Annotated in this window: 21 protein-coding genes, 2 pseudogenes and 1 other annotated feature; of the genes and pseudogenes, 4 read left to right on the forward strand and 19 right to left on the reverse strand. The window is 33.1% G+C overall.

The window, feature by feature from the left end; all coding sequences use genetic code 11:
• Positions 1-171: 171 nt before the first annotated feature.
• Entirely contained in the window at positions 172-636 is a 465-nt protein-coding gene (locus COC46_RS11720; RefSeq protein WP_098809898.1) for a hypothetical protein, read from the forward strand.
• Positions 637-987: 351 nt separating this feature from the next.
• Here COC46_RS11720 and modA read toward each other — a convergent pair whose 3' ends face one another.
• The 7 genes from modA to COC46_RS11755 form a co-directional block, all read right to left on the reverse strand.
• A complete protein-coding gene (modA, locus tag COC46_RS11725; RefSeq protein WP_098809899.1) occupies positions 988-1,797 on the reverse strand; it encodes a molybdate ABC transporter substrate-binding protein in 810 nt (269 codons plus the stop codon).
• A gap of 404 nt (positions 1,798-2,201) precedes the next feature.
• Positions 2,202-2,513 carry a LysR family transcriptional regulator gene (locus tag COC46_RS11730; protein WP_098809900.1) on the reverse strand — a complete coding sequence of 104 codons (312 nt, stop codon included), beginning with the start codon at positions 2,511-2,513 and terminating at the stop codon, positions 2,202-2,204.
• A gap of 477 nt (positions 2,514-2,990) precedes the next feature.
• Entirely contained in the window at positions 2,991-4,145 is a 1,155-nt protein-coding gene (locus tag COC46_RS11735; RefSeq protein ID WP_369700049.1) for an ABC transporter permease, read from the reverse strand.
• Positions 4,120-4,839 carry an ABC transporter ATP-binding protein gene (locus COC46_RS11740; protein ID WP_098809902.1) on the reverse strand — a complete coding sequence of 240 codons (720 nt, stop codon included), beginning with the start codon at positions 4,837-4,839 and terminating at the stop codon, positions 4,120-4,122. Before COC46_RS11740 ends, COC46_RS11735 begins: the two co-directional genes overlap by 26 nt.
• Positions 4,839-6,089, reverse strand: a complete 1,251-nt coding sequence (locus tag COC46_RS11745) for an efflux RND transporter periplasmic adaptor subunit (RefSeq protein ID WP_098809903.1) — start codon at positions 6,087-6,089, stop codon at positions 4,839-4,841. Before COC46_RS11745 ends, COC46_RS11740 begins: the two co-directional genes overlap by 1 nt.
• 475 nt (positions 6,090-6,564) lie before the next feature.
• Positions 6,565-6,927 carry a hypothetical protein gene (locus COC46_RS11750; RefSeq protein ID WP_098809904.1) on the reverse strand — a complete coding sequence of 121 codons (363 nt, stop codon included), beginning with the start codon at positions 6,925-6,927 and terminating at the stop codon, positions 6,565-6,567.
• A 339-nt stretch (positions 6,928-7,266) separates the two neighbouring features.
• Positions 7,267-8,616, reverse strand: a complete 1,350-nt coding sequence (locus COC46_RS11755) for an amino acid permease (protein ID WP_098809905.1) — start codon at positions 8,614-8,616, stop codon at positions 7,267-7,269.
• Between the two features lie 60 nt (positions 8,617-8,676).
• Positions 8,677-8,912: a binding site (T-box leader), on the reverse strand.
• A 681-nt stretch (positions 8,913-9,593) separates the two neighbouring features.
• Here COC46_RS11755 and COC46_RS11760 point away from each other — a divergent pair.
• Entirely contained in the window at positions 9,594-10,313 is a 720-nt protein-coding gene (locus COC46_RS11760; RefSeq protein WP_098809906.1) for a geobacillin-26 family protein, read from the forward strand.
• A 400-nt stretch (positions 10,314-10,713) separates the two neighbouring features.
• Here the strand turns inward: COC46_RS11760 and COC46_RS11765 are convergent, their stop codons facing one another.
• The 3 genes from COC46_RS11765 to COC46_RS11775 form a co-directional block, all read right to left on the reverse strand.
• Positions 10,714-11,034 carry a hypothetical protein gene (locus COC46_RS11765; RefSeq protein WP_098809907.1) on the reverse strand — a complete coding sequence of 107 codons (321 nt, stop codon included), beginning with the start codon at positions 11,032-11,034 and terminating at the stop codon, positions 10,714-10,716.
• Between the two features lie 390 nt (positions 11,035-11,424).
• The gene (locus COC46_RS11770) at positions 11,425-13,545 is read right to left on the reverse strand and encodes an arylsulfatase (RefSeq protein ID WP_098809908.1); all 2,121 of its coding nucleotides are present in this window, start codon (positions 13,543-13,545) and stop codon (positions 11,425-11,427) included.
• 88 nt (positions 13,546-13,633) lie between these two features.
• Complete coding sequence (locus COC46_RS11775; RefSeq protein WP_098809909.1) at positions 13,634-14,593, reverse strand: formylglycine-generating enzyme family protein; 960 nt, start codon at positions 14,591-14,593, stop codon at positions 13,634-13,636.
• A 133-nt stretch (positions 14,594-14,726) separates the two neighbouring features.
• On the opposite strand from COC46_RS11775, the gene COC46_RS11780 reads away from it, so the two are divergent.
• Complete coding sequence (locus tag COC46_RS11780) at positions 14,727-15,623, forward strand: LysR family transcriptional regulator (protein WP_098809910.1); 897 nt, start codon at positions 14,727-14,729, stop codon at positions 15,621-15,623.
• 533 nt (positions 15,624-16,156) lie between these two features.
• Here COC46_RS11780 and COC46_RS11785 read toward each other — a convergent pair.
• From COC46_RS11785 to COC46_RS11800, 4 genes and pseudogenes are all read right to left on the reverse strand, one after another.
• Positions 16,157-16,792 (reverse strand): annotated as a pseudogene (locus COC46_RS11785) (SpoVR family protein); the annotation flags it as partial.
• 61 nt (positions 16,793-16,853) lie between these two features.
• Positions 16,854-17,819: an MBL fold metallo-hydrolase gene (locus COC46_RS11790; RefSeq protein WP_098809912.1), complete on the reverse strand. Its 966-nt coding sequence runs from the start codon at positions 17,817-17,819 to the stop codon at positions 16,854-16,856.
• A 66-nt stretch (positions 17,820-17,885) separates the two neighbouring features.
• Positions 17,886-19,211: an MFS transporter gene (locus COC46_RS11795; RefSeq protein WP_098809913.1), complete on the reverse strand. Its 1,326-nt coding sequence runs from the start codon at positions 19,209-19,211 to the stop codon at positions 17,886-17,888.
• Positions 19,212-19,251: 40 nt separating this feature from the next.
• A complete protein-coding gene (locus COC46_RS11800; RefSeq protein WP_098809914.1) occupies positions 19,252-20,088 on the reverse strand; it encodes an alpha/beta hydrolase family protein in 837 nt (278 codons plus the stop codon).
• A 383-nt stretch (positions 20,089-20,471) separates the two neighbouring features.
• On the opposite strand from COC46_RS11800, the gene COC46_RS11805 reads away from it, so the two are divergent.
• Positions 20,472-21,263: a TrmB family transcriptional regulator gene (locus COC46_RS11805; protein WP_098809915.1), complete on the forward strand. Its 792-nt coding sequence runs from the start codon at positions 20,472-20,474 to the stop codon at positions 21,261-21,263.
• 144 nt (positions 21,264-21,407) lie between these two features.
• Here the strand turns inward: COC46_RS11805 and COC46_RS22715 are convergent.
• The 5 genes and pseudogenes from COC46_RS22715 to COC46_RS11830 all read right to left on the reverse strand — a co-directional run.
• Positions 21,408-21,578: pseudogene (locus COC46_RS22715) on the reverse strand (stage V sporulation protein R); the annotation flags it as partial.
• 349 nt (positions 21,579-21,927) lie between these two features.
• Positions 21,928-22,653, reverse strand: coding sequence for an anti-sigma factor (locus COC46_RS11815; protein ID WP_098809916.1), 726 nt, complete (start codon positions 22,651-22,653; stop codon positions 21,928-21,930).
• 3 nt (positions 22,654-22,656) lie between these two features.
• On the reverse strand, positions 22,657-23,217 hold the full coding sequence (locus COC46_RS11820; protein WP_098809917.1) for an RNA polymerase sigma factor: 561 nt from the start codon (positions 23,215-23,217) through the stop codon (positions 22,657-22,659).
• Between the two features lie 117 nt (positions 23,218-23,334).
• Positions 23,335-23,805 carry a COG4315 family predicted lipoprotein gene (locus COC46_RS11825; protein WP_098809918.1) on the reverse strand — a complete coding sequence of 157 codons (471 nt, stop codon included), beginning with the start codon at positions 23,803-23,805 and terminating at the stop codon, positions 23,335-23,337.
• Positions 23,806-23,983: 178 nt separating this feature from the next.
• Entirely contained in the window at positions 23,984-24,511 is a 528-nt protein-coding gene (locus COC46_RS11830) for a hypothetical protein (protein WP_098809919.1), read from the reverse strand.
• Positions 24,512-24,912 lie beyond the last annotated feature (401 nt).

Here is a 24,912-nt window from a genome sequence, read left to right on the forward strand (position 1 = left end):
ATGCACATGCTGGGCGCACATATAAAAAGCAGCGTTAATTTTTTTAACGCTGCTTTTTTTCACATAATTCTGTCTCTATCTTATAGTCTATTTTTGGAAAGAATAGGAAAAACTATATAAAAGATTCGATATAGTAAACTTTTAGCTCAAACTAGAAAGCAGGTATAAAACATGACTGAAAATTTTTTTGCTAACTATGAACAATTTGTTGTTCCGCCCTTATACCAAATTAAAAGAGAAGAACAAACATTTAATCCTAAAGATTACGCTATGTATTACATCTTAACAGTCTCACTTTATGACTCTCTTATATCAGACTGGAACGATGCAGCTAAATATAACATTAATGTCCGAAAAAGTATTGATCATGTATTAAATGATTTTAATGAAAGAAAAGTTGGTAAATACCATCTTCAATTACTTGAGTTTGAAAATGATAAATCATATTTTGTCATTGCTTTATCTATTAAAAATAAAATTGAAAAAGATAAAATCAACGAAATTATTTCAAGCTACATTGAGCAATTGATATCAAACTCTTTTTATATTGGACAAAGCTGGTACTGGCTAATTGGTCAAAAGGGGAAAAGAGAACGAAAACTCTTTAATATTTCAATAAAGGAATATACACACTAGCCCTACCTACTAATTTTCTCTTCTTCAAGGAGAATTAATATACTAAATATCGATTATTAGTTGAAGAAAAGGAATGGGCTAAATCCTTTCCCTTTTGTATGAAGTATACTAAATTCCTTCTTTCGAAAATTTTTTTCTGTTATTTCAAGCTTCAGCATCTGTAAACAATTGTTCTTGATAAAGAATAGACAAAACCTCTGTTTTCAGGTATTGTTCAAATTGCTTAAAAGGATTTTCTGCACCTAATACTTCACAATTAACCTCGAAAAAAAGGAGCTGATCATCTAATCAGCCCCATCCATTGATAGCGTTTATTATCGTAAAAATCACTCAAAATTTCACTATTATAAATTAATTTAGACCTTTAAACCCATACTGCTCCAATATCTTCATAGATTCATCATTCTGAAGATATTCATAGAATTCTTTAGCTTCTTTAGGTTGTTTACTATTTTTAATCACACCTAAAGGATAGATAATTGGATCATGTGTATTTTCCGCAGCTATTGCTACAATATTAACCATTTTAGAAGTCAGCGCATCTGTTTTGTAAACAATACCTGCATCGACATTATTTGTCTCTACATAAGAAAGTACTTGTCTAACATCCTTACCGTAAACAACTTTTCCTTCAATAGCTTTCCATACATTTAAATTTTCCAAAGTTTCTTTACCATATTGTCCTGCAGGTACAGCTTCTGGCGTACCGATGGAAATTTTATCTGCTTTCGTAAGCTCGTCGAAAGATTGAATCCCTTTATTTGAATCTTTTGGAACGACTAATACTAGTTCGTTACCAACTACATCTTTCCCCTGATTCTTATCAATAAGACCTTCTTGTACCAAAGTGTTAAATTTGTCTTCTGCAGCCGAGAAGAAAAGATCGACTGGTGCTCCTTGTGAAATTTGTTGTTGTAGTGCCCCTGATGCTCCAAAATTATAGTTTAATTTCACATTAGGATGAGCCTTTTCAAAGTTTGCTTTAATATCATTTAGTGCATCTTGTAAACTAGCTGCTGCCGAAATTGTCAGTTCCACATTCTTTTGAGAAACCCCTTGTTTCTGCGTTGCTGACTTTTTAGCTTGTTCATTTGAAGAACACCCAGATACAACTAGTCCTAACAACATCATTGAGAGAAATAAAGAATAAAGTTTTTTCATTACACATCTGCCTTCCTTTTTAAAATATAACTAATTATATCTAATTATATTTAGTTATAACTAATCGAGTATAGGAAATTTCCATTATGATTTAGTTATTCTAAATACTCAAAAAAACGAACGACTTATAAGTACTGTAAAAGAAATTTTATCGTCGAACCAGTTTCAATCAGAGATTGATTCTCTAGGGGATTATGATACTTCTCAGACGGGAAAAATTATCTTTGAGACAAATTAAAAGAACTCTAATCATTAAAAAGATTCAAATGTTTGGTGGAGATCGTTTTGGATTTGGCGAGTAATATCATCGAATAGACCCAAAATCCATCAAAAAGGTAGAGAAACATCAAGCTTAAAAGACCAAATCTACTTGAGATTTGGTCTTAAATATGAATTTATTTTAGTTAAAACATACTCACATCAAACATAGTATTACAATTAGCAGTGGATTTTTTATGTAATACTTTTAGTTCTTCTTCAATTTCCTTACAATTCGTTACGATTTCCTTTACAAATGAAATAATTTGTAAACACTCAAATGAAGGTACCACTTTGGATTCTTCAACACATTCAATTAGCTTTATACCAAATTCAATCTCTAAACTTATAATTGATTCTTTAATCTTAGCTTCATTAATCATTAGCTTCTGTGCTGCAATCGTAAAGGAACCACTTTCTATTACTTCACAAAGATGACTTAATTGTTCAATATTCATTTAGTCCCTCCTAACCATCTATGATGTTTCTCTCTCTGTTATAGTTTCATTATATTAATAGTTGATGTGATATTAACTTTGAAAAAAAGTATCAATTTTGATTTTTATAAAAGATTTATATTGTCAAATATTATCAATCTATTATGCTTGCATAATGAATTATTATTTTTTTCAGTAGTCTTGGATTCTTGTCACTCTCCTTTCGTCACCACACAATTAATTCCATAAAAAGTATCATTCTATAATTTATGTGTATATCCTTCTGATTTTAACTTGGGTTATTTTTTCCTTGATATAACGGGGTTTATTAGTATTACTTTCTTAAATTTATATAAGATACAATGTAATTAGGCCAATTTTTTGGCGGAGATATCGATTAGTATGTAGTTGGAAGTAACCTTTTTTCATTGTTTTTTTATACATCAAAAAAGGTTGTCCCTTAAAAGTTCTACTTTCGGGACAACCTCTTTGTTTTTTCTATTCATATCGAAGAGCCTGAATTGGATCAAGCTTAGACGCTTTATTCGCCGGAAATACACCGAAAACTATTCCAACTAATAATGAGAATACAAATGATAATAGCATGACTGGTACGGAATATGCGATTGCGGTTCCTGTCGTTAAAGTGAATAGTTGAGCACTTATGACTCCAATTCCAACACCTATGATTCCTCCAAGTGAACTTAACAACATGGATTCAATCAGGAATTGAAGTAGGATACTTCCTCGCTTTGCACCAATAGCTTTTCGAATACCGATTTCTTTGGTACGTTCTGAAACCGATACAAGCATAATGTTCATAATACCGATGCCGCCAACAATTAGTGAGATTGCGGCACTTCCGCCTAGCATTAATGTCATTATTTTATTAACAGATGAAGCTGTTTCCATTAAATCCTCTGGACTAGAAACACTATAACTATCTGAATCTCCTAAGATTGTAAACATCTTTTGTTCAATTCTGCGTAATGTAAAATTAATCATATTCTCATTTTCTACTTTTACATATACTGACCCAATTGCAGTAGTAGATGCTAAGCGCTGTGCTGTATTAAGCGGAACAATAATCGTACTGTCTCCACTTGTTCCTAACGAACTACCAACTGACTCAAGTACCCCCACAACTCTATAGGAAGTTCCGTTCACTTGAACAGATTGACCAACCGGGTTTCCAAAACCAAATAATGTTTGAGCAGTACTAGAACCAAGTACCGCGATTTTAGAATGATTGTCATGATCCAAGTCTGCGATAAATCGCCCTGATTGCAGCTCTAAATCACGCACTTTTAAGTAAGATGAAGTTGTTCCTGTCATGGACACTTGTGTATTTGTTTGTCCATTTTTTACATTTACTCTCCCAGAAACAATCGGAGCAATTGCTTCTACATCATTTACATCCTTCAGCTGATTGGCATCATCTTGTTTAAATGTAACATCTGAACCAGTAACACTTACAGTTAATACATTTGTACCTAGGCTTCCAATTTGATCTTGCACTTGTTTCGTTGATCCTTGACCGATTGCTACCATGACAATAACAGAGGATACACCGATAATAATACCTAGCATCGTTAGGAATGCTCTTATTTTATTCCCTTTAATGCTCTTAAGCGCCATTCTCAGTGTCTGCAAACCATTCACCTCCATCTTCATACAATAGGCCATCGTGAATTCGTACAATACGATTTGCTTGTTTTGCTACTTCTAAATCATGTGTAATTAGAATAATCGTATGCCCTTGCTCATTTAACAAATTCATAATCTCCAAAATTTCCTTACTAGTTTTACTATCAAGAGCACCAGTTGGTTCATCTGCAAGTAAAATAGGAGGATGTCCAGCCAACGCGCGCGCAATTGCGACACGTTGCTGCTGCCCCCCTGATAATTGGGAAGGTAAATGATTCGCTCGATCTACCAACCCTACTTTTTTTAACGCCGAAAGTGCACTTTCTCTTCGTTCACCTGTTTTCATTCCTCTATAAATGAGAGGAAGCTCTACATTTTCGATTGCAGTTAGCCTTGGTATGAGATTGAAATTTTGAAAAATAAAGCCAATTTTTTCATTCCGTATCGTTGCAAGCTGTGAGCCCTTCATTTGCCCTACATCTTCACGATCAATCAAATATCTCCCAGAGTTCGGACGATCTAAGCATCCAATCATGTTCATAAATGTTGACTTACCTGAACCTGAGGAACCTATGATTGAAATAAAATCACCCTTATGGATATCGAGAGACACACTCTGAAGAGCCATTACTGTTTCTCCACCAAGTTCATACATTTTCGTCATGTCTTTAATTTGAATAATCGGCTCAAAGTTAGTCATTATTTCCCTCCTTGCCCGCCACCTGTTTGATTACTTCCATTATTTCTTCCTCCGAAGTTACCTTCTCCTGGGAATCCTCCACCTTGGAAGCCACCAGCCGGGAAGTTACCACCTTGCATCATAAATCCACCTTGTGAAGAATTACCTCTAGATTGAACACTCGGTATTTCAACAAACTCTCCTTCTGTTAATCCGCTTGTTATTTCTACACTCGTATCATTTGTGATACCAGTTTTTACAGTAACCTTCTTTGTAGATTGAGTAGAATCATTTGTAGATGTAGGAACTAGTACATATTTTTCATCTCCGTTTTTATACACTGCTTCTACCGGTACATATAGCGCATTTTCTTTACTTTGTATTAAAATGCTTGCTTCTGTAGACATACCTATTTTCAGGCTCTTTGGATTTTTAATTTTTATAGTTACATCAAATGTAGAAACTCCATTTGTCGATGTTCCTTCATTCGATACTTTCATAACGGTTCCATCGAATGTTTCACCTTCAAAGGCACTTGCTGTAATTTTTACAGACTGTCCAACTTTTACCTTTGGAATATCTAATTCATCCACACTAATTGTTGTTTCTAATGAACTGTAATTTGTCATATGGGCAACTGTCGCTGAACTTTGAACAGAATCTCCGCTTTTAACAGAAAGACTTGTAATTGTCCCAGTAACTGGTGCCTTTAAAATACTTCCATCTGTAAAAGTTACTAGCGTTACTCCTGCTTTTACTACATCGCCTTCCTTTACGCTAACTGTATCCGCTATCAAACTGCTTCCCCCAGTGTTTTCAGAAACAGAACTATTTGAGGAATTACTACTATCTTCACTTGTGATTGGCATTGTCACCCCATCTTCATCTTCCATACGAAGTAGTACCTTACCCTTTGATGCTCCACTGCCACTTACCACGTAAACCTTTGTGATTTCTCCATCTTTTGGAGCCGTTACAACATCACCATTCTCAAAAGTTACCAGTGTGTCACCTTTATCTACTGATTCTCCAGATGTAACACTTACACGATCTACAACCTGAATTGTATTCGCCGCAGTTACATCTTCGTCTGTAATTGCTGTTACCGACCCCGAACCACTAACAGCTACTTCTAGCTTTCCTTTTTGTACCGTTATTGTTTGTGCTGTTGCCATAACATTTTGGGTTTGATTTTTTTTACTATAAATAAACCAACCACTAGTTCCCCCTACTACAACAATTATGACTGAAATAATAACCCACTTTTTCAAATTTCCTTTCTCCTCTCCATCGTTGAGATTGATTCGATTAATTTATTACAGATTTTGACCTGATTCACATAAATTTTTCTCATATCCTCGGAACCTACTCGTTTCCGAAAAAACAAGAACCATCCTTCGTTTATACAACTTACTCCCTCTAATAAGGATCGTTCTGACTACGAGTATCAGAGTTTGTTTTATTTATTTTTTACTCCTCCTAATTTCATTTGATAAGGTCATTTTGGATTGTATACCTTAAGATTCCCTTAAAAAAAAATTATGTTTTTTAAGAGAGTGAACTTATGTTAATAATCGAAGGAATAAAACTCTTAACATATGTAAGATAAAAAAAATCCCCTTCTAAGGTTTTAGAAGGAGATTTTTATTGTACTTAATTATATTTAATTGTTCTGTCATCAATTCTTTCAAACTTACAATATTCTATATTATGGCTAAACAACTCATTCTTATTTTCAATGCGTTATTACATCTGCTTGTGAACAAAATTAAAATCATAGTTTTCCCTTGAATTTGCTTGTTTACTAGTAACATGTTCTTTTCCATTCTTAGACTTAACCTTCATCAACCTTGGTTTTTCGATCTCTTTTTTAATTAAGGTAAAGGCAATAATTGTTAAAACAAACCCTATACACGGACCAATGACAATCCACTTGTCTAGCATTAACTCTGCATAGGAGAGTCCAATTAGGCCTGACCATTCGTTCGACAATGAGACAGTGACTTCTCTTTCTCCTGTATTAACTATAAGACTACCACCAACGATTAATTTAAAAACGCCTAGATGAACTAGTAGTAATAATACTTGTATGATTTGCTGAACAAACATCAGAAGTAATCTTGACCGTAAAAACGGAATGACATGTTTCCAAATAATCCAAAGTTTGCTTCCTCCCATAATTCTTGATGAAGTAATAAATTCATTTTTAAAATAAAAGTTTACTTCATTCCATCGCTTGATTGGCTAAGAAAATTTGGGGAATAAAGTGCTTAATCTTGAAAATAGTCCTCCTTTCTTGAATAAAAAAAGTGCTTTACTCATTATTTAAAGTAAAGCACCAGTTTATTGAAGAACATGTCTAGCATTAGTGTCATGGCTACATAACCTACCTTAAACAAGGCTAAACATAATCACACTCTATTTATCTATTACTAATGATCACTTCTACTAGTTATTGTTAAGGCGTTTCTTCCATAAATACGTTAAGGTAATAAAGATGTAGATGCATAGAGTAATCATCGTTACCATGATAGGTGTCGTGAAAATGATTCCGATCAGAATTAAAATTAAAGCGATTATTGCAGCCCAAGTCGTATAAGGAAACCATTTAACTAAATACGCACTTGTTTTTGCAGAAGTTTGTTTACGTGATTTCAAATGGGCGAAGGCAATGATCAACCAAATGAATAATACAGTATATCCAAGCGATCCCATCAGAAAATCGAAGGTCTTGCTTCCAGCAAATAAGGAAATCAATACACCGGCAAATAAAGTGGAAGTACACATTAATATTGCGTAAACAGGGACTTTTTTCTTTGTTAATGTTGAAAAGACTTTCGGAATGCGACCGTCTACTGCTTGCGTATACAGAACACGAGATGAACCATACAATCCAGAGTTCATCGATGAAATGATCGCTATTAATACAACAGCATTCATAATATGGTCAGCACCTGGAATCCCGATCATTTTAAATACCATCACAAATGGACTTTCTGGCACCTCGTTTACTTTGTTCCAAGGAATTAAACTAACGATGATGAAAAATGGAATGATATAGAAAGAGATGATTCTGACCAATGTACTGCGAACGGCTTTTGGAACCACCTTTTCGGGATTTTTCGTTTCTGCCAATGTAACCCCAATAATTTCTGTACCACCATATGAATAAATTACTACTAGCATCGCCGTAATTAAACCTTTTGGTCCATTCGGAAAGAAACCACCATGATCCGTTAAGTTTGAGAAACCGACTGCTTTATGTTCACCAAAAGTCACTAACAACAATATTAATCCAGCCAATATAAATACAATGATGACGGTAATTTTTATTAAAGCAAGCCAGTACTCCGTTTCAGCAAATACCTTTACTGATAGTAAATTGATTGTTGTAACTAACACCGAAACAGCTAATGCCAGTATCCAGATTGAATAATCAGGCAACCAATATTGAATAAAAATTGCCGCAACGACTGATTCAGCCGTGATATTCAATACCCACATTTTCCAATAAATCCAATCAAGGAAATAGGCAGGATACTTTCCTAAAATAGATTGGACAAGATCTCTGAATGTCCTTGCATCGCTATTACGAACCGCCATTTCTGCTAAACCTTGCAAGATGAATAATAGAATAATGCCTCCGATCAAGTACGCAATTAGTACGGATGGGCCTGCCATATCAATTGCTGAACTACTTCCTTTAAATAAACCTGCCCCGATGGCACCTCCTAATGCCATCATCGTAATATGCCTTGAAGTCATTGTCCTCTGTAAATCCCGCTTGTTCTTTTCCATATCCTAACCTCCCAAAAAATCAAAAAAGGCATATCGTCTCTTTCTTCATAATCAAATGAAAAAAGAGACGACATGCCTTAAGCTCACCGCGGTACCACTCTAATTGGCTCTTTACGAACCCTACTTTTAAAACCTTGTAACGAAGGTTAATCGTTAAAACGAAAGAAAAAATTAAATCTAATCTTTCGCTTTACCACTCCCAGGCAAGTTCAAAGTATCATTGGACTGCGTTGCACCAACCCGCAGCTCTCTTTACCGAACAATTATCTTTTACTACTCCTGATCATTGCGTTTTGAAAAACATTTCTGAATCTTTTTTATAATAAATAATACTATACGGATGAGAAACAAGTTTGTCAACAGTTTTTTTAGGATACTATTTTAAAAAATTAAATCGCGAGTGTTCTTCATTTAGTCATCTAGAATAGGGTGTTCTAGTAGGGGGCAATAAGTATAGTCTATTCTTAACCGCCAGCTTTTTCTATGAACGATCAGATTCTATTTCTCGTACTTCAAACATTTTTTCTCTTATAATGCCAGGTTTTACACCTCTCTCTCGTGTATTTCTTTTGTTGGATAATTGTATCGTCTTCAATGTCTTCATACGTAATCCTAGGTTATATGAATTAATGCTTGTTTTCGATGGCTGAACTACTCCTTCTTCAACATAATGCAGTTTAATTGAATGAGGAAATGAAGATTTTATCCGAAAATTAATGTTGATAACCACATGATGAAAGGGGATTTTCAGCACATGAAAGACATTATTTTGGAGATAATCCTAAACCACTAGCCAGTTCAACCTAATAGATAATTAATGAACATAAATACTTAATAGGTAATAAAAGGAAAAAATTGTATTTTTTTGTCGTTTTTTATCTTTCGTATTTTTTCCATTTTTTGACATTTTATTAGAATTATAGTGTATTATTTAATAGTCTTAATTTTATTTTAAGAAAGAAAAGGGGAAAATTAGTATGAAAAGTATGAAAGTGTTTTTAGCAACATTGTTATCATTAGTTATGATGATGGTTCCATTATCACAAGTTCATGCAGAAGTGAACACATCTAAAAAAGAAGTTACTTTTAAAGATGGAATTACTGCAAAAACTTTAGAAGATAATAAGAAGATTAAAAAGGTTGAAACTAAAGATAAAAAAAATATTTACATCGCAACATATTATAAAGAAACTGGTGAAATGAAGTATGAAACATTTGATTTAAAGAAAAATTTAATAAAACAGGAACTAATAACTGATAAACCTCTCTCTAATAACGCACAAAAAGTACAAGCTGCGGCTATAACTACATCTTCATCTTTAATTAGAAAAAAAACATTACAAGATGTATATGGTTATTGGATTTATCAGTCTTCTGGAAAATATATTTGGGTTACGAAACTTCGTAATGGAGTATCAAAAAATCCGACGGAAAAAGAAGCAAATAGAGATGAATTAAATAATTTTAAATCATCAGTAGATACTTTTATGAGTAACAAAGATCAAATGGTAGTTAAAGTTGGTACTGGAATTATTGGAACAATTGTTGTATTATATCTCGTACCAGAGCCTACTTGGACAAAAATATTAGCTGGATTATTAACGGTTATTTCAAGTGCAGTTGCATATGCGGAAGGTAAAGCAATGTATAGTGCATACATGGATTCCAAATACTATTTTGCTAGAATTACTATATAAATAAAAAGGTTGGATCTGTATGTTAATAGAATTGATAGTAATTTCGATTTTGTTTTTAATATTACTTACGATTTCTATCAGTAAAATCCCCCAAAAAAAATCTTCTATATTTTTAACAGTATTGATTGGTGTTTTATTTGGTGGAAGTGTTATCTATTTATGGTGCTGGTATTTATTTTTTTAACAGTTCAAAGATCGATATTATTAATCTATTAAAATTAAATGCAGTGGAGTTTAGCTCCACTGCTTTTTCACTTTTCATATAAAATTGATACATAGTGAAACAATTTGAACACTTTACTTTTAGAATGAAATGTTGATTTGATGAGTCTGCATAATTGATTCATATACCAAAGTGTGTATGTAAATCTATTACTGAGTTAAAATTGTTGGATCATTGTTAATTCAAATTATTTAAGAAAGAACTTAATTCATCTTTAGATTGAAATTTAAAGGAATATCCATAATGAATCAAGTCTTTACCAGTATGTTTCCTCTTTGGAAATCGACTTAAAGCCGTACTATGTGTATAACCGTGAGATTTGTTTTCCAATTCTACATTTCCTTCTACTATTTTCGGGTCTAAAGCAATAGTAATTTCAACAGTGGGTAATAAATAAATTACTTCTTTACTGTGAATGTTTTCAAATTCGATTGCTTTTGTTGTTTCTTTTGTAAATATAAATTTATTTTGATTAAAAATTTTCAATAAGCTTTCCATACAGACTTCTCCTTTAAATTTAAAATATAACCAAAGAATTGAAAAAAGTGCGCTCTAAAGTCTATTAAAATTCTTTCCTGGTTAAACGAACTCCTGGAGCGATTTTAATACTCTTTCTAAATCCGAAACCCATGCATTTCACTCCTATTCTTAGGTTTTATTTTATTATACTTTAAGGAGAAGACTTAATTCAGTCTGAATGTAGAAAAAGATACTTAATCAATTAATCTATTAATTTCCTTAAATAGAAGATTTGTGAATAAATTTATAACATACTCTTAAAATTAATTGTAGACTAATGAAAAACACCTCTGTAGGCCATTATTCATATTAACGACTTTTGAGGTGCTATTGTTAAATCATCTTAAAATTCATTGAAAATTTTTCAACCTAATCATTTTGCAAATCAAAATCGATTTTGTGAATTTTTCCTGTAAATGGGAAATCCCCTTTTTTTGCATAGTTTTTACTTACAGGTATATATGCATCTCGTCCCACAGAAAATCCATCAATTGATATCAAAAACGGTAAGGTCTTTGGCATATCAACTTCTCCCACATGATCATCATCAATATATAGGACTCCTTTACCTTGATAATCTCCTGTTTTTAAAAACTCGTAACGTACATTTGATTTTCCAACCGGTATTCCTAGTTCGGATTCAATTTTATAGACTGTCCCTACGTAATTATATTCATAGTATAAACGGTTATTTTGAATATACATTGTATATCCACTATTTGAATTTCCGTGTGCAAACAATACACCTTGACTGTCTTTACTCTCACAATATATCGGGACTGTAATCTTGTAAGAACGATTAAGTAATGATGGAACTGCATAAGTATGGCCCATGTATGGGTAGTAAGTAAACTCAGTTCGATACCTTACTCTATCATCTGGCGAGACATAAGAAAATAATTCAAAAGTTTTATCGATCATAGGTAGAGCATCAAATTTTTCAGCTTCTGAAAACCAGATTTCCTTTAATTCATTCAATTTTTCTGGATACTTCTCTGCAAAATTATTTGACTGTGAAAAATCCTCAATCGTGTTATATAGTTCCCACTGATCACTTTCAAAAGATGTTCCTTGCATATGAAATGCGATCGCCTTCCAGCCGTCATGCCAAATCGCTCGTTGTCCTCCCATGAGGAAGTATTGCGATTCACGAGTAGTATTAGATTGAGAATTATCAAATGTATACTGCATACTCTTTCCATGCAATGGAATTTGCTTAACTCCTTTAATTTCTTTTGGTACACCTATTCCAGCCAAATCTAGTACAGTTGGGGTGATATCAATTACATGATGGAACTGATTACGAACTGTTCCAATATCCTTGATTCGACTTGGATAATGGTAAATCAATGGAACATGAATGCCACCGTCAAAAGTTGTTTGTTTATAGTACTTAAACGGTGTATTGCTTGCCTGAGCCCACCCACGAGGATAGTTAGGCTGTGAATTTGGTCCACCAATTTCATCGATGCGATCAAAATTTTTTTCGGCAAAAGTCGGAATTCCGTTATAAGTAGAAATTTGTTCTAATATGCCATCAAACTCCCCTTCCTGACTAGCTCCATTATCTGAAAGAAATACGATCATTGTATTATCTAATTGTCCGATTGTTTCTAGAAACTCAATGAATCTACCTATTTGTTCATCTGTGTGAGTTAAGAACCCTGCGTATGTTTCTTGAAATCTTTCAAAAAGACGCTTCTCTTCTAATGTAAGCTTATCCCACTCCTTTACACCTAGATTACGTTCCGCTAGCACTGTATCTTGTGGTACAATTCCTAATAATTTTTGACGTTCTAATCTTTCTTCTCGGATTTTATCCCATCCTTTTGCATATGTATCTTTATACATATTAATATATCTTTGTGAAACTTGATGAGGAGAATGTTGTGCTCCAAATGCTAAATACATAAAGAATGGTTTATCTGGAAAAGTTGAAGCATGATCAGAAAGAAACTGAATTCCATGATCAACAAGATCCTCAGAAAGATGATAATCAGGGTTCTTTGGAGGATCTATGAAATGATTATCATAAACTAAAGTAGGTGTATATTGATCTGCTGCAGCTTCTAAAAATCCATAATACCGTTCAAACCCTTTTCCTAAAGGCCAGTTATTAAAAGGACCCGCAGGTGTTTCTTCATATATAGGTGTTAAATGCCACTTTCCTACTGCATAAGTGCTATAATCATTTTCCTTTAAGATTTCCGCTATTGTTCCTGCTGAAGTGCTGATTTTACCTCTTGAGTTGGGTACATCAGGTCCTAAATCGAAGTTTGTAAGAACCCCCATACCTACAGTATGATGATTTCTACCTGTCAATAAGCTAGCTCTTGTCGGAGAACAAAGGGGCGTAGCATGGAAATTATTATAACTCAATCCATTTTGTGCTAAACGATCAATATTAGGCGTCTTAATTTCTGAACCATAGCAACCTATGTCAGAAAAACCCATATCATCAAGGACAATATATACAATATTATTTTTCATTTTTAATCGCTCCTTTAAATAATAGAAATAACTAATTGCAACGTATCTTAATGAACTCAAAACACTATTAAAATTCAGCTCAAATTAATTAGGCATCTTTAGCACAACGAAATCCCATATTTCCTGTCGAACTGTCCGGTGTATTGGAACTACGTGCAGCTACTCGATAACGATTACAGTACGACTCGTGGCAAAGATAGGACCCTCCACGTATTACCTTCAAAGTTCCTTTTGGCATTCCCTTAGGATTTTCTCTTGTGTCATGTATATGGAAGGTTGGACTAAACCAATCAGAGCACCATTCCCAGACATTTCCTGCAACATTGTACAAACCATAATTATTAGGTGGAAATGATTTAGCTGGAGTACTTCCTTTATATCCATCTAATCCTTGATTTTCATTTGGGAATTGCCCTTGCCAAATATTTGCATAATGTTGACCGTTCGGATTTAATTCGTCACCCCATGCATATTTTTTTTGTACTAAACCTCCTCGGGCAGCAAATTCCCACTCTGCCTCGGTGGGAAGTCTTTTTCCAGCCCAATTGCAATATGCTATTGCATCATTCCATGATACATGAACTACTGGATGATCATATTTATCTTCAACTGTTGAATCCGGTCCCTCAGGATGTCTCCAGTTCGCTCCATCAACAACTAACCACCAAGGAGTTTGTTGAACAAATTGAGTAACTTTCGTTCGAGTCTCATATGACACAAGTGTATTAAAAACAAAAGACCAGCCATAAATTTCTGCATCAGTTTTGTAGCCTGTATCAGTTATAAATTCTTCAAACTGAGAATTAGTTACAGTACAAGCATCTATGTAGAAATGATTTATCTTTACTTTACGGATCGGGCCCTCACCGTCGCCCTTGTACCCGTCTGGGTCTTCTGAACCCATTAAAAATTCACCACCTGGAATGTAAATTTCATTTTTGTCGGAAACTTTATTACATTTTTTAACAACACTTAACCTTAAGTCTCGAGACACGTTTGTTTTTTCTTTACTTGGAGAGCAGCATCCTGTATTTTTTTCTAATTCCATTCATATCACTCTTTTGTATTTTTAATTTTCAAACATCTTTGAATTTAATATACTTTCTCTTTTAATTAATATAAAGTGTAAATAAGTGGGGATTAGTTGAATTTTTTTCACCTAAAAGAAGTGGAGTGATCAGATGAACCTATTACAATTGGAATACTTACTTGAGGTTGCAAAAACAAATTCATTAATTAAAGCTGCTGCAAATCTACATATTTCTCCATCTGGTATTAGTAAAGCCATAACTAATCTAGAAACAGAACTTCAACTAAAGATTTTTAATCGTTCTAGGTTGGGGGCTGAGCTTACAGAAGAAGGAAAATTTATTGTAAGTAAAGCGCAGGAAATTTTACTAAAGGTCGAAGATATTTCCATTTACGCGTATCGGAATCATTACCCAGAAAAAGTAAATATATCATTTTCTGTCAGCCCTAACGCTATGTTAATCATACCTAGTGCCTTATCTACCTATAAAAAAAAGTATCCTTATAGCCAAGTAGAAGTCTTTGAAAAAAAACCTAATACAATTTTGTCTAATGTAAAAGCTGAGAAAACTGATTTTGGCATTACAATATTCACTGACGAAATGGTAAATTCGAATCCTGATTTAGAATTTGAAACGATACTAGAAGGCGGCACAGTAATATGTGCAAGCAAAAATTCTCCCCTTGCCTTTTTAGAAAATGTACATATTGAGGATCTTGCTAATCAATCTTTGATTCTTACAGAAGATCCTATAATGGCTGTGTATGCGAATGAACTTATTAACTACACCCCTAATTTGAATATATTATTTACAACAAACAACGTGAACGTTATTACTGAGACAGTATCAGAAGGTTTAGGGATAATTATTACAATGAATTTATTCTTAAATAAAATTACTAGTATTCAAAACGGTAGTATCATTACAATTCCATTTGTGTTCCCTCGTCCACTCCGATTTTCATTTGGAATTGTTCGATTAAAACGTAAGAAATTATCCGAACATAGCAAAAAATTTATAACTGCTTTTAAACAAAATCTCCTTTAAGATTTTACTAAATTAATAATGATCGTTTAAAGAAGCTGAATAGCAAAAAGAAGGATAGAAAAGCAGATATTATACCTGCCATTTCTATCCTATTTTTGTATACAAATGACCTCATTTACTTCAACAACATTTTGGGAATCTTGTATAACTATCACATGCTTTAGTTCCATAAGGAAAACCTTACTAACTATATTTAATTTGAAAATCTTCACATTGATCTATCTTCATCAATTGGATCTGGTAAAACTATATAAGTTTCAAAATAACCACATTTAGTATTAGGTAATAATACGGATTCAGGATCTTTTATGAGTGACATTTCTATACTTCTATTATTAAAATTATAAACTACCATTTGGTGAAAAGTTTTTTAATAAAGCAATAAAAATAAACAACAATTAATTATACTTTAAATGAACATCATTCCCTTCTTTTCTTATGCAACATATCAACCATTTAGATTCAGAACTTTAGTTGAATACTAATTAAGATAGAAAGAAACACATATAAAAAACCACCCATAAAAGGTGGCCTCAAATATACTTCCGATGAATATTCTTCCCATTATAACTAAACAACACAGACTTATTCTCAAAATTCGTCTCTAAATGAACACCTCTACCCCACAACTGATGAATACAAGGCATTACCTTCTCAACATACTTCACATCAAGTTCCATATTTTCATAGGAATGCTTCAAATAAAGCTCTCCATTTTTTAAATAATCTCCTTCTTGAACAACAATATAAGGGAACTCTCTATTTACCCTACTAACAACAAGTTGATTTCTTACATTTTCCCATGCCTTATCAGTGACTTTATATTCCTTACCTTGTCGCTGAATTAAATACATATCTTCTCGCATGACAAGATCTTTTGTTAAGTAGTTTCGTATAAATGAACTATCAGACTCTAACTCTCGTACTTCAAACATTTTGTCTCGACCGCTACCAGGTTTTACACCTAACTCACGCATTTCTTTTGTTGGATGATTGTATCGTTCTTCAATGTCTTCAAACATACGTAATCCAAAGTAATATGGATTAATGCTTGTTTTTGATGGGTGTACAACACCTGCGTTTAGTTTTGCGTATTCGATTGCTTCGTTTGAGTCGAGGTTTAGTTCGCGCATGATGCGGATGTGCCAGTAATTTGCCCAACCTTTATTTTCTCAAAGAACTTAAATTTTCTTCTTAATTTAAGAGAAATATAGTGTAACCATATATAATTTACATTCTTACGTATTTATTTTGAAGCCCATCTTTATACTCACGTATTTCACCTTTTGCAACTAAATAACTTAAATAGGCATTAGTCTCTCCTAGTGCAATCCACTTTTCTAGTACACTTGACCTTATTGGAAATAAAGTATTTGATACTTGGTATGCACTCATCTCTCCTGTAATCTGCTCGAGTACGAAACCAATTCGTTCTTCATAATGATGTAGTATTTCGTTAATTCGCTCTTGTGCATCCATAAAAATGGGACCATGTCCTGGTAGAACTAATGAAATTTCCATTAATTGCATTGTTTTTATTGTCTCAAGATACAAACTTAATGGATTTTTATTTCCGTAGCCATGATATGAGATATAAGGAATAGTTTCTCTAGTCAAATGATCTCCTGACAGAAGAATCTGTTCTTCACTATTATAAAAACAGATGTGCCCATCCGAATGACCAGGCATTTGTATAGCTTCAAAAAGAAGCTCACCAATTGGATAAAGCCTATTTGTTTCTATGGTACACACGTTTTTCGGAAATCTATTAGCTGATGTGTTCACCGGTTGTAATTGCTTTACTAGTTCCTGCGGCATTCCCGCTGATAAATAAAATCTTGAAAATGATTCCGCATCTAGATTATTCTGTGCGACTGCTTGTTCTTTCTCACTTAGAAAAACATTCGCTCCAGTCTGCTGTTGTAATTCTCTTGCATATTCAAAATGATCAGGGTGATGATGGGTTATCAAGATACGCTCAACATCTCGAAGTGGTTCAATACTGTATTTATTAAACGCAGCTTCCCAGGCCAGGCGTGATTCATTACGATTCATTGCCGTATCGATGATTGTCCACTTTCCTTCTCTACGTGCTAAGTAACAATGAACATTATCATTCCAAAAAGGTAGTGGAATCGTTACTTGATAAATGCCATACCCTTTCATTTTTTCGATTCCTTCATTAATTAATTGCATAATGGAATTTTGCACCTCTACTTTAGCCGTTTATTTTTTTGTATGAGGCTTTAACCAAAATTTATTTCATACAATCTGATTATTAACAGCGTTTTTAACTATTTCATTGGTTTGGACTGGTTTTTCTTTTAGGAAAAGAGCACTTACTGCTGCTATCGCTGCAAGTACTGAGAAAAATATAAATACTTTTGTGAAATCAAAACTTCCACCAGTACGAACTGTTATTAGATAACCGGCTACTAACGGGGTTACAAATGCCCCCAACTGACCACAACCATTAACTATTCCCGTTACACTACCGACCACTTCACTAGGGTATCTTTTTTGAAGTGCAGCTGTTAAAGAACCAGAGTTAAATGCTACAAAAAATCCTGACGCCAATAGCATTGTTAATAGCATAGGTGTATTTCCTTTATTAACTGATCCGAGCATCCAAAGTACGGGAATACATCCAATATAAGCAATCAGAGCAATTGGTTTCATTTTGTTAAATTTATCCATCAACCAACCTCCCATTAAAATACTGATGATACTAATTATTGGAGGTAATGATGAGACAAACCCCATTTCCTTAATATTAAAATTGTGTTGTTGGACTAAAAAAGTGCTAAGCCAAGTTGTGAATCCCCAAAGAATACCGATCTGACAAAACATCATCAGGCAAATCACATAAAAGGTACTATCTTTCAAGTAAGTTTTGTGGTTAACTTTTCCCTTCGTAGTTACTTGTAGAGTTGCTCCTTTATTCGAATTAATAAAATCTAATTCACTTTTACTTATTCTGCCTTTTTTATACATTTCTTCTGGTGTATCTTTAAAGAACAACCAAAGTAGTAAGATACCAATTACACCAGGAATAGCTAATGTGAAAAATACCGGTCTCCACTGACCGTCAAATAAAGAAGCAGAGAGATTAGTTAAGATAATAGGTACAAGTGCTAAGCCAACATAATTGGAAGTATTAAAAATTGAAAGGGCTTTACCGCGTTCTGAATATGGGAACCAATTACTAATTGCTTTAGCCGAAGGAGGAAAATGATGTGCTTCCCCTAGCCCTAAACCTATTCGTAAAGCAATAAACTGGGTAAAATTTTTGACAAATCCAGTAACTACACTTACTAAAGTAAAAACAATTATGGCAACATTCATGACCCTTTTTGGTCCGAATTTATCTGCTAAAAATCCAGAAGTAACTTGCCCAACCGCATACGCGAAAAAGAACGCGGAAGCGATTTGTCCAACTTGTACTGGCGTTAAATTCATATCTTTTTGTATAAATGGTAAGAAAGTTAACACAGCCACACGGTCAAAGTAATTGATTATATATAGTAGCCAAACGATAAACAATATAGCGTATCGATATCCCCATACTTTCCTTACTGCATTTGACATATATTTTTACTTCCCTTCCTTTATTGGCTTTTTATATTTTTTAATCTTTCAATAAATTCCTAACCTCATTAACAATGCTGTCCCATACCTTTGAATCTGGATCGATAATTTCAAAATGTTCTACATTAGGTAACGTAATCATCTTAACTTGGTCACCTGCTTTTTCGGCAAGTTCTTTATATAGGGCACTTAATTTTACTGGAACATTTACATCTAAATCACCATGAATCAATACTTGGGGAACATTTAACGGAAGCAATTGAACTGGTGAAACCTCAGCATATCTTTCAGGTACTTCAAATGGTGTCCCCCCTATATAGTCAGTTACTGGGTTATCAATTTTCATATTTTTTACTATTCTTTGTTTGTAATTGATCAGGTTATTCATAAGTTCTAAGTCAATTATGCCTCCTAAACTGACTACACCTTTAAGTAGTAGGGGGTCACTGGACGTTTTTAAAATACTATCTTCTTGTAGACGATTACGCCCTGCTAACCAGAAAGCAAGCTGACCACCAGCTGAATGACCCATTGCAACCACTTTTGTTAAATCCAAATCATATTGTTCTCCTATTGTTTCTAAAAAGTCTGTAGCATTGGCAACATCATTCAAAGTACCAGGATAAGCACCTCCAATGTTACCTACCCTTCTATATTCAATATTCCAAGTTGCTAGTCCACGTTTTGTAAGGTCTTCTGCCACCGCATCCATTAAATCTGCCGCAAATATCGATTTCCAAAATCCTCCATGAATAACAACAACTACTGGTTGTGGTCCTGGGCCATCAGGGATACGTAATTCTCCGTATTGCCACTGATCCTCACCATAATTCAAACGTATCTTTTTAGTTTTTCCAATCCGTTTATCAACTATCATGTAAACGCCTCCACTTTTTTGATAACTAATGTTTAATATAAATTATTGAACTTACATCTCGCCTCCCTGTTCTTAATTTGTAAAACCAATTAAAAATCACCTTAACAAAGAAAGTAGTATTATACGATACTACTCTTGTTAGATTATTATAATTATTTTTCAGAATATTATCAACATTAAATTTTATTATAGAAGTATTTTTCGATACTACTACATATCAAACATATCTATTCAATCATGTATCATTCTTAAACAGATTAAAAATTTTAAAATTATGCATTGCTGTATAGCTTGATTATTTTGTTCAATCTAGTAGTATTTATATATACTCATCTACAATTAACAACAAAAAATAAATATAATAATTGTAAAAGGAGGTACATATGGTTGAACTTTTAAAAAAAATAGGATTATCTGACCTTGAAGCACGTTGTTATTTGGCATTACATGAAGAGCCTGGAATATCAGGTTATGAAGTAGCTAAAAGAGTGTCAGTTTCACGCACTAATGTTTATTCTGCTTTGAGATCATTAACAGACAAGGGTGCTTGTCGATGCATAGAAGGAGAACCAGCTAGATACGATGCTGTTCCCATAGAACAATTAACGAAACATTTACAAACAGAATTTGAACAAGTAACAAAAGTATTAGTAAACCACTTAAAGTCTCCAACTATAATTGCTCCTTCTTTTTATAATTGGCAAGGAGATAAGCAACTTAGTACAACTATTCGTCGAATAATTGCCAACGCAGAAGATTTCATTGTAATAGACATATGGTCAGAAGATTTACATTGGGTCGAAGAGGACTTACTTGATGCTGAAAATAGAGGTGTCAACGTGATACTTATTACAATTGGAGAATGTCAAACATCGCTTAAGAACATTTTTGTCCATATTCGAAGTGAAGATTGGAGCATTTCTAATTTAAGAAATTTTTCGATTTTATGCGATTCAAAAAAGGCTTTAATCGGTGGTTTTGGAAATTCAACAAAACTCACTGCTTTAGAGACTGACCACCCATCAGTAGTTGGAATGTTAAAAACTGCTTTTTACCATGATCTAATCATGCAACATATTGAAAAAGATTTTCAATCTGAACTTGTGGAGAGATATGGTGAAAAATACAAAAAAATATTAGACTTTTATGCTTTTGAAAAAGGCTGGAATATCTAAATTAATGTTCTTTCCTTTAATTAAACAATCGTAAAAGTAATTCACTATTTAAAAATGATGAACGGTTTATTGAGGCACTAAATACAGATCAAGCTTGACTTCTCTTTGTTTGGTGAAAAAAATACCACCTCTAAAGAGGTGGTATTATATATACTTCCGATGAATACTCTTCCCATCATAACTAAACAACACAGATTTACTCTCAATATTCGTCTCTAAATGAACACCTCTACCCCACAACTGATGAATATAAGGCATAATCTTCTCAACATACTTAACATCTAGTTCCATTTTTTCCGAGCCGTGTATTATGAAGGTTGGTCAAAATTTATTGGTTTAAACGTTTCAAAAGATATTATTGCTGTTGGAATTGCTGATGAAGGAAGAAGCCCATCATGATTTCATGAGAATATCCAAAATACTCCAGAAGCTATTCGAAAACTCTTTAAGAAGTTAGGTGTTCCAGAGAAATTACTAGTTTGTTATGAAGCTGATTCAAGTGGATATAGTATCTACTGTCAACTTTTATCGAGGATATCGAATGTATTGTAGTTGCACCAACACTAATTCCTAAACGTACTGGAGATCGAGTAAAAACGGTTCGTCGCGATTCATTACAGTTAGCGCAGCTTCTACAACTTGATAATGCGTTTGAAGGATATGATTAAGTTCCTACTATTTTTTCACCTCTTGGCTTAACGCTATTTTCATCTGGTTCGAGTGTAATCCCAATTTTATCGAAAACTTCATTTTCCTGAAGTTCAAATGTCAAAATACCTGAGCCATTGTTATTTGGCTTAAATATCCCAGCATTTTTTCGCACTCCTTTGTTCAGTAACCACACTTGATAAACTTTTTTACCTTCCGTTTTTTGTAAGTTGTTTACTTGCACAATTAGCTTTTTTTCTTGACCTTGATGAACGATAAAGGCATGTCCATTTGCCTCACTTTGATTAACAGAAGATAGTGTAAGTGTAGATAAAATTTCGACTGGACGGCTGCTCAGTTCCTTATTAATTGCCGTTTGATAACTCAACTTGGTATTTTTAAAATTGAGTACGATTATAGTTAATAAGGTTAAGATTAATACAGTTGTTAAAGGTGTAAACTGCTGTTTTAAATAAGTTAACCAGTTTTTTAGTTTGATTGTGAATAAGTTTTGTTCATCTTTTTGTTGTGCAAATACAAATTCAAACACCTCAGATTTTAATGATTCTGGAACCTCTGTTTCTTCAATGTCAGATTGGAGGGCTTCCCAACTTTCTTTTATCTGATTATATTCATTATTACATTTCAGACAGGTTTCTAAATGTTCTTTAAATTCTCTTTGTTCCACTTTACTGAGTTCATTCGTAATATAAGGAAGTAAATGATTACATATTTTTTTCATTACTTAACCTCCTATGTTAAAATACTTTCTTAATTTCTTTAGTGATTGATGGAGCCTATTCTTCACGGTTCCTAAAGGCTCATCCTCCATTTCGGCAATTTCATGAAGTGTATACCCGTTCCAATAAAACAAATCTATTAATCTTTTTTGAGATGGAGATAACTTATCCTTTGCTTCTTGGAGTTCAAATTTATTTATTGTACCTGCTATTTCGTTGGAAGAATCTTCTATTTCAAGCTGTTTGCTAGAATGATGGTAGACATTCCATTGCCTATTAAAATTCTCATTACAATCTTTCCGAATATAATCTATACAAATATTTCGAGTAATAGTAAGTAACCAGTTTATAAATTCACCTTTTGTGTCAACATAAGTGCTTTTTGTTGTCCAAAGTCGCAAAAAAACCAGTTGAATAATTTCTTTCGTCTTTTCTTCGTTTCTTTGTGTAAACTTATAAACAAAACTATAAATTAATTTAATATAGCGATTATATAGTTCTTCTAATGCAGGACTTTGCTTTTTTTTGACTAAATTCATTAATTCAAAATCACTTTTATCCTTCAATCGTTGATGCTCCTCTCGTGAGGTATTTTATTAGTTTGATAGTGAAATTATATAATTGGAGGAGATTAAAAGGAACAACCATTATAGACGATTGTTCCTTTGTATTTGATAATTAATTTATTTAAATGTGGTGTCAGTATTCACAATATACCAAATCTTCTTTATTCCTTGTCCATTTACATCACCTTTTACTTTATCATTTACAAAATAATAGAGTGGATAACCTTTATAAGTAACTTGATTCTCTCCTGAATCTTCCCTTGTAATAGTTCCAAAGTCATTTTTATCAAATCCTACTGGCACTTTAAATTTATCTGCAGTAAATGGGGGCCAGTTTTTCAAACATTCTCCACTACAATTACTTTTTTCAGATACATCATTTTTAAAATAATAAAGCGCCATTCCCTTGGAATCAGCTAAATATTTCCCAACTTTAACGTTTTCTAATAATTGTAGTGTTGATAGTTCTTGTTTTCTTATTTTTTCATAATTAGAGGATTTAGTACTTTTTTCTGATTCTCCAATGTTACAAGCTGCTGACATCAGGATTGATGTTATAGTCATTAAAATTAACATCATTTTTTTCATCTGTATTCCTCCTTAATATTTTAGTTTCAAATTAGTAAACGATCCTACCTTATAAAAGGTTTGAAAAACTTTATATCTTTTTCATTTATTTTCTAAATCCATTATTCTTGTTTCAATATAAAGAAAACCCATGATTCTCTTTCCTGATGTCATGGGCATTTTTTAATGTATTTTCCAGTTATTTCTCTATAGAATCTCTTGGTGAAGTAATAGCCCAACCAACTGGAGCTGCACCGACTGGATGGCTTAATGTTTTGCCTTCGATTACAGATGTACTATTATTTTGGACGAACGTGCCGTCTGTTTTAACATTGTAGTATGTACTCAAATTATTTACTTCCTTATCTTTAAAACTAAATGTAATCGCTGGAGTAAATTTATCAACAAGTTGGCCTGTTTCCATATCAGTAACTTTGAACGCAAAATTCATAATTACTATTTCTCCTTCTGGTGCATTTGCTTGGAAATTTTTATTATCCCCCTCAAGAACTTGAAAAGTAACGTCATGTTGAAACGTCCCTTTTGGAATCGCAATTTTAATTCCACTATGACTTATTTTTGCCGCTTCCCCTGCCTTAATTTTCTTTTCTGCAACTACATTAGTAAATCCGAACTGTGTAAAATCAGTAGCTGCGGAAGCTACAGCACCAAATAATAACATTGAAATAACTGACAGTACACTTGCAAGCGTATAACGAAATTTCATTTTCTAACATCTCCTTCAGTTTTGTATTGGTCTCTCGTTATAGGTAACGAAGAATGCAACGATAAGGTTTGAAGAAACTGAAATTAAATAAAATTAAGTTATTATCGAACTAACAGACTTATATTTATATTTTTCATATTAACTAGATTCTTATCAAATTCTCCTTTTTCATCTATCTGATCACTAATTCAATTAAAAAACTACCAATGGCAACTTCAATTGCAGAACAGGCAGCCATAAAAAATATTTAAGAATTTCTTATTTTCCATTTAACTATCCCATAGGCTCCTATACTTTCTTTAGTTTTATAAAGGTATTTCTTCACTATTTTTAATACTGGCTAATAATAGAAAGCAATTCATACAAAAAAAACCACCCAATATGATATTATCCCCTTTAGG

Origin of the sequence: Bacillus sp. AFS041924 (assembly GCF_002577195.1) — a bacterium.
In the GTDB taxonomy this organism is placed as follows: Bacteria; Bacillota; Bacilli; order Bacillales; family Bacillaceae_G; genus Gottfriedia.

Coding starts and splice junctions, on each gene's coding strand:
- COC46_RS11815 (WP_098809916.1), bottom strand. CDS start 22,653: ATGAAAAAAATATGTAATCATTTACTTCCTTATATTACGAATGAACTC.
- COC46_RS11780 (WP_098809910.1), top strand. CDS start 14,727: ATGAACCTATTACAATTGGAATACTTACTTGAGGTTGCAAAAACAAAT.
- COC46_RS11790 (WP_098809912.1), bottom strand. CDS start 17,819: ATGCAATTAATTAATGAAGGAATCGAAAAAATGAAAGGGTATGGCATT.
- COC46_RS11825 (WP_098809918.1), bottom strand. CDS start 23,805: ATGAAAAAAATGATGTTAATTTTAATGACTATAACATCAATCCTGATG.
- COC46_RS11800 (WP_098809914.1), bottom strand. CDS start 20,088: ATGATAGTTGATAAACGGATTGGAAAAACTAAAAAGATACGTTTGAAT.
- COC46_RS11795 (WP_098809913.1), bottom strand. CDS start 19,211: ATGTCAAATGCAGTAAGGAAAGTATGGGGATATCGATACGCTATATTG.
- COC46_RS11805 (WP_098809915.1), top strand. CDS start 20,472: ATGGTTGAACTTTTAAAAAAAATAGGATTATCTGACCTTGAAGCACGT.
- COC46_RS11770 (WP_098809908.1), bottom strand. CDS start 13,545: ATGAAAAATAATATTGTATATATTGTCCTTGATGATATGGGTTTTTCT.
- COC46_RS11730 (WP_098809900.1), bottom strand. CDS start 2,513: ATGAATATTGAACAATTAAGTCATCTTTGTGAAGTAATAGAAAGTGGT.
- COC46_RS11775 (WP_098809909.1), bottom strand. CDS start 14,593: ATGGAATTAGAAAAAAATACAGGATGCTGCTCTCCAAGTAAAGAAAAA.
- COC46_RS11750 (WP_098809904.1), bottom strand. CDS start 6,927: ATGTTTGTTCAGCAAATCATACAAGTATTATTACTACTAGTTCATCTA.
- COC46_RS11830 (WP_098809919.1), bottom strand. CDS start 24,511: ATGAAATTTCGTTATACGCTTGCAAGTGTACTGTCAGTTATTTCAATG.
- COC46_RS11720 (WP_098809898.1), top strand. CDS start 172: ATGACTGAAAATTTTTTTGCTAACTATGAACAATTTGTTGTTCCGCCC.
- modA (WP_098809899.1), bottom strand. CDS start 1,797: ATGAAAAAACTTTATTCTTTATTTCTCTCAATGATGTTGTTAGGACTA.
- COC46_RS11740 (WP_098809902.1), bottom strand. CDS start 4,839: ATGACTAACTTTGAGCCGATTATTCAAATTAAAGACATGACGAAAATG.
- COC46_RS11755 (WP_098809905.1), bottom strand. CDS start 8,616: ATGGAAAAGAACAAGCGGGATTTACAGAGGACAATGACTTCAAGGCAT.
- COC46_RS11760 (WP_098809906.1), top strand. CDS start 9,594: ATGAAAAGTATGAAAGTGTTTTTAGCAACATTGTTATCATTAGTTATG.
- COC46_RS11765 (WP_098809907.1), bottom strand. CDS start 11,034: ATGGAAAGCTTATTGAAAATTTTTAATCAAAATAAATTTATATTTACA.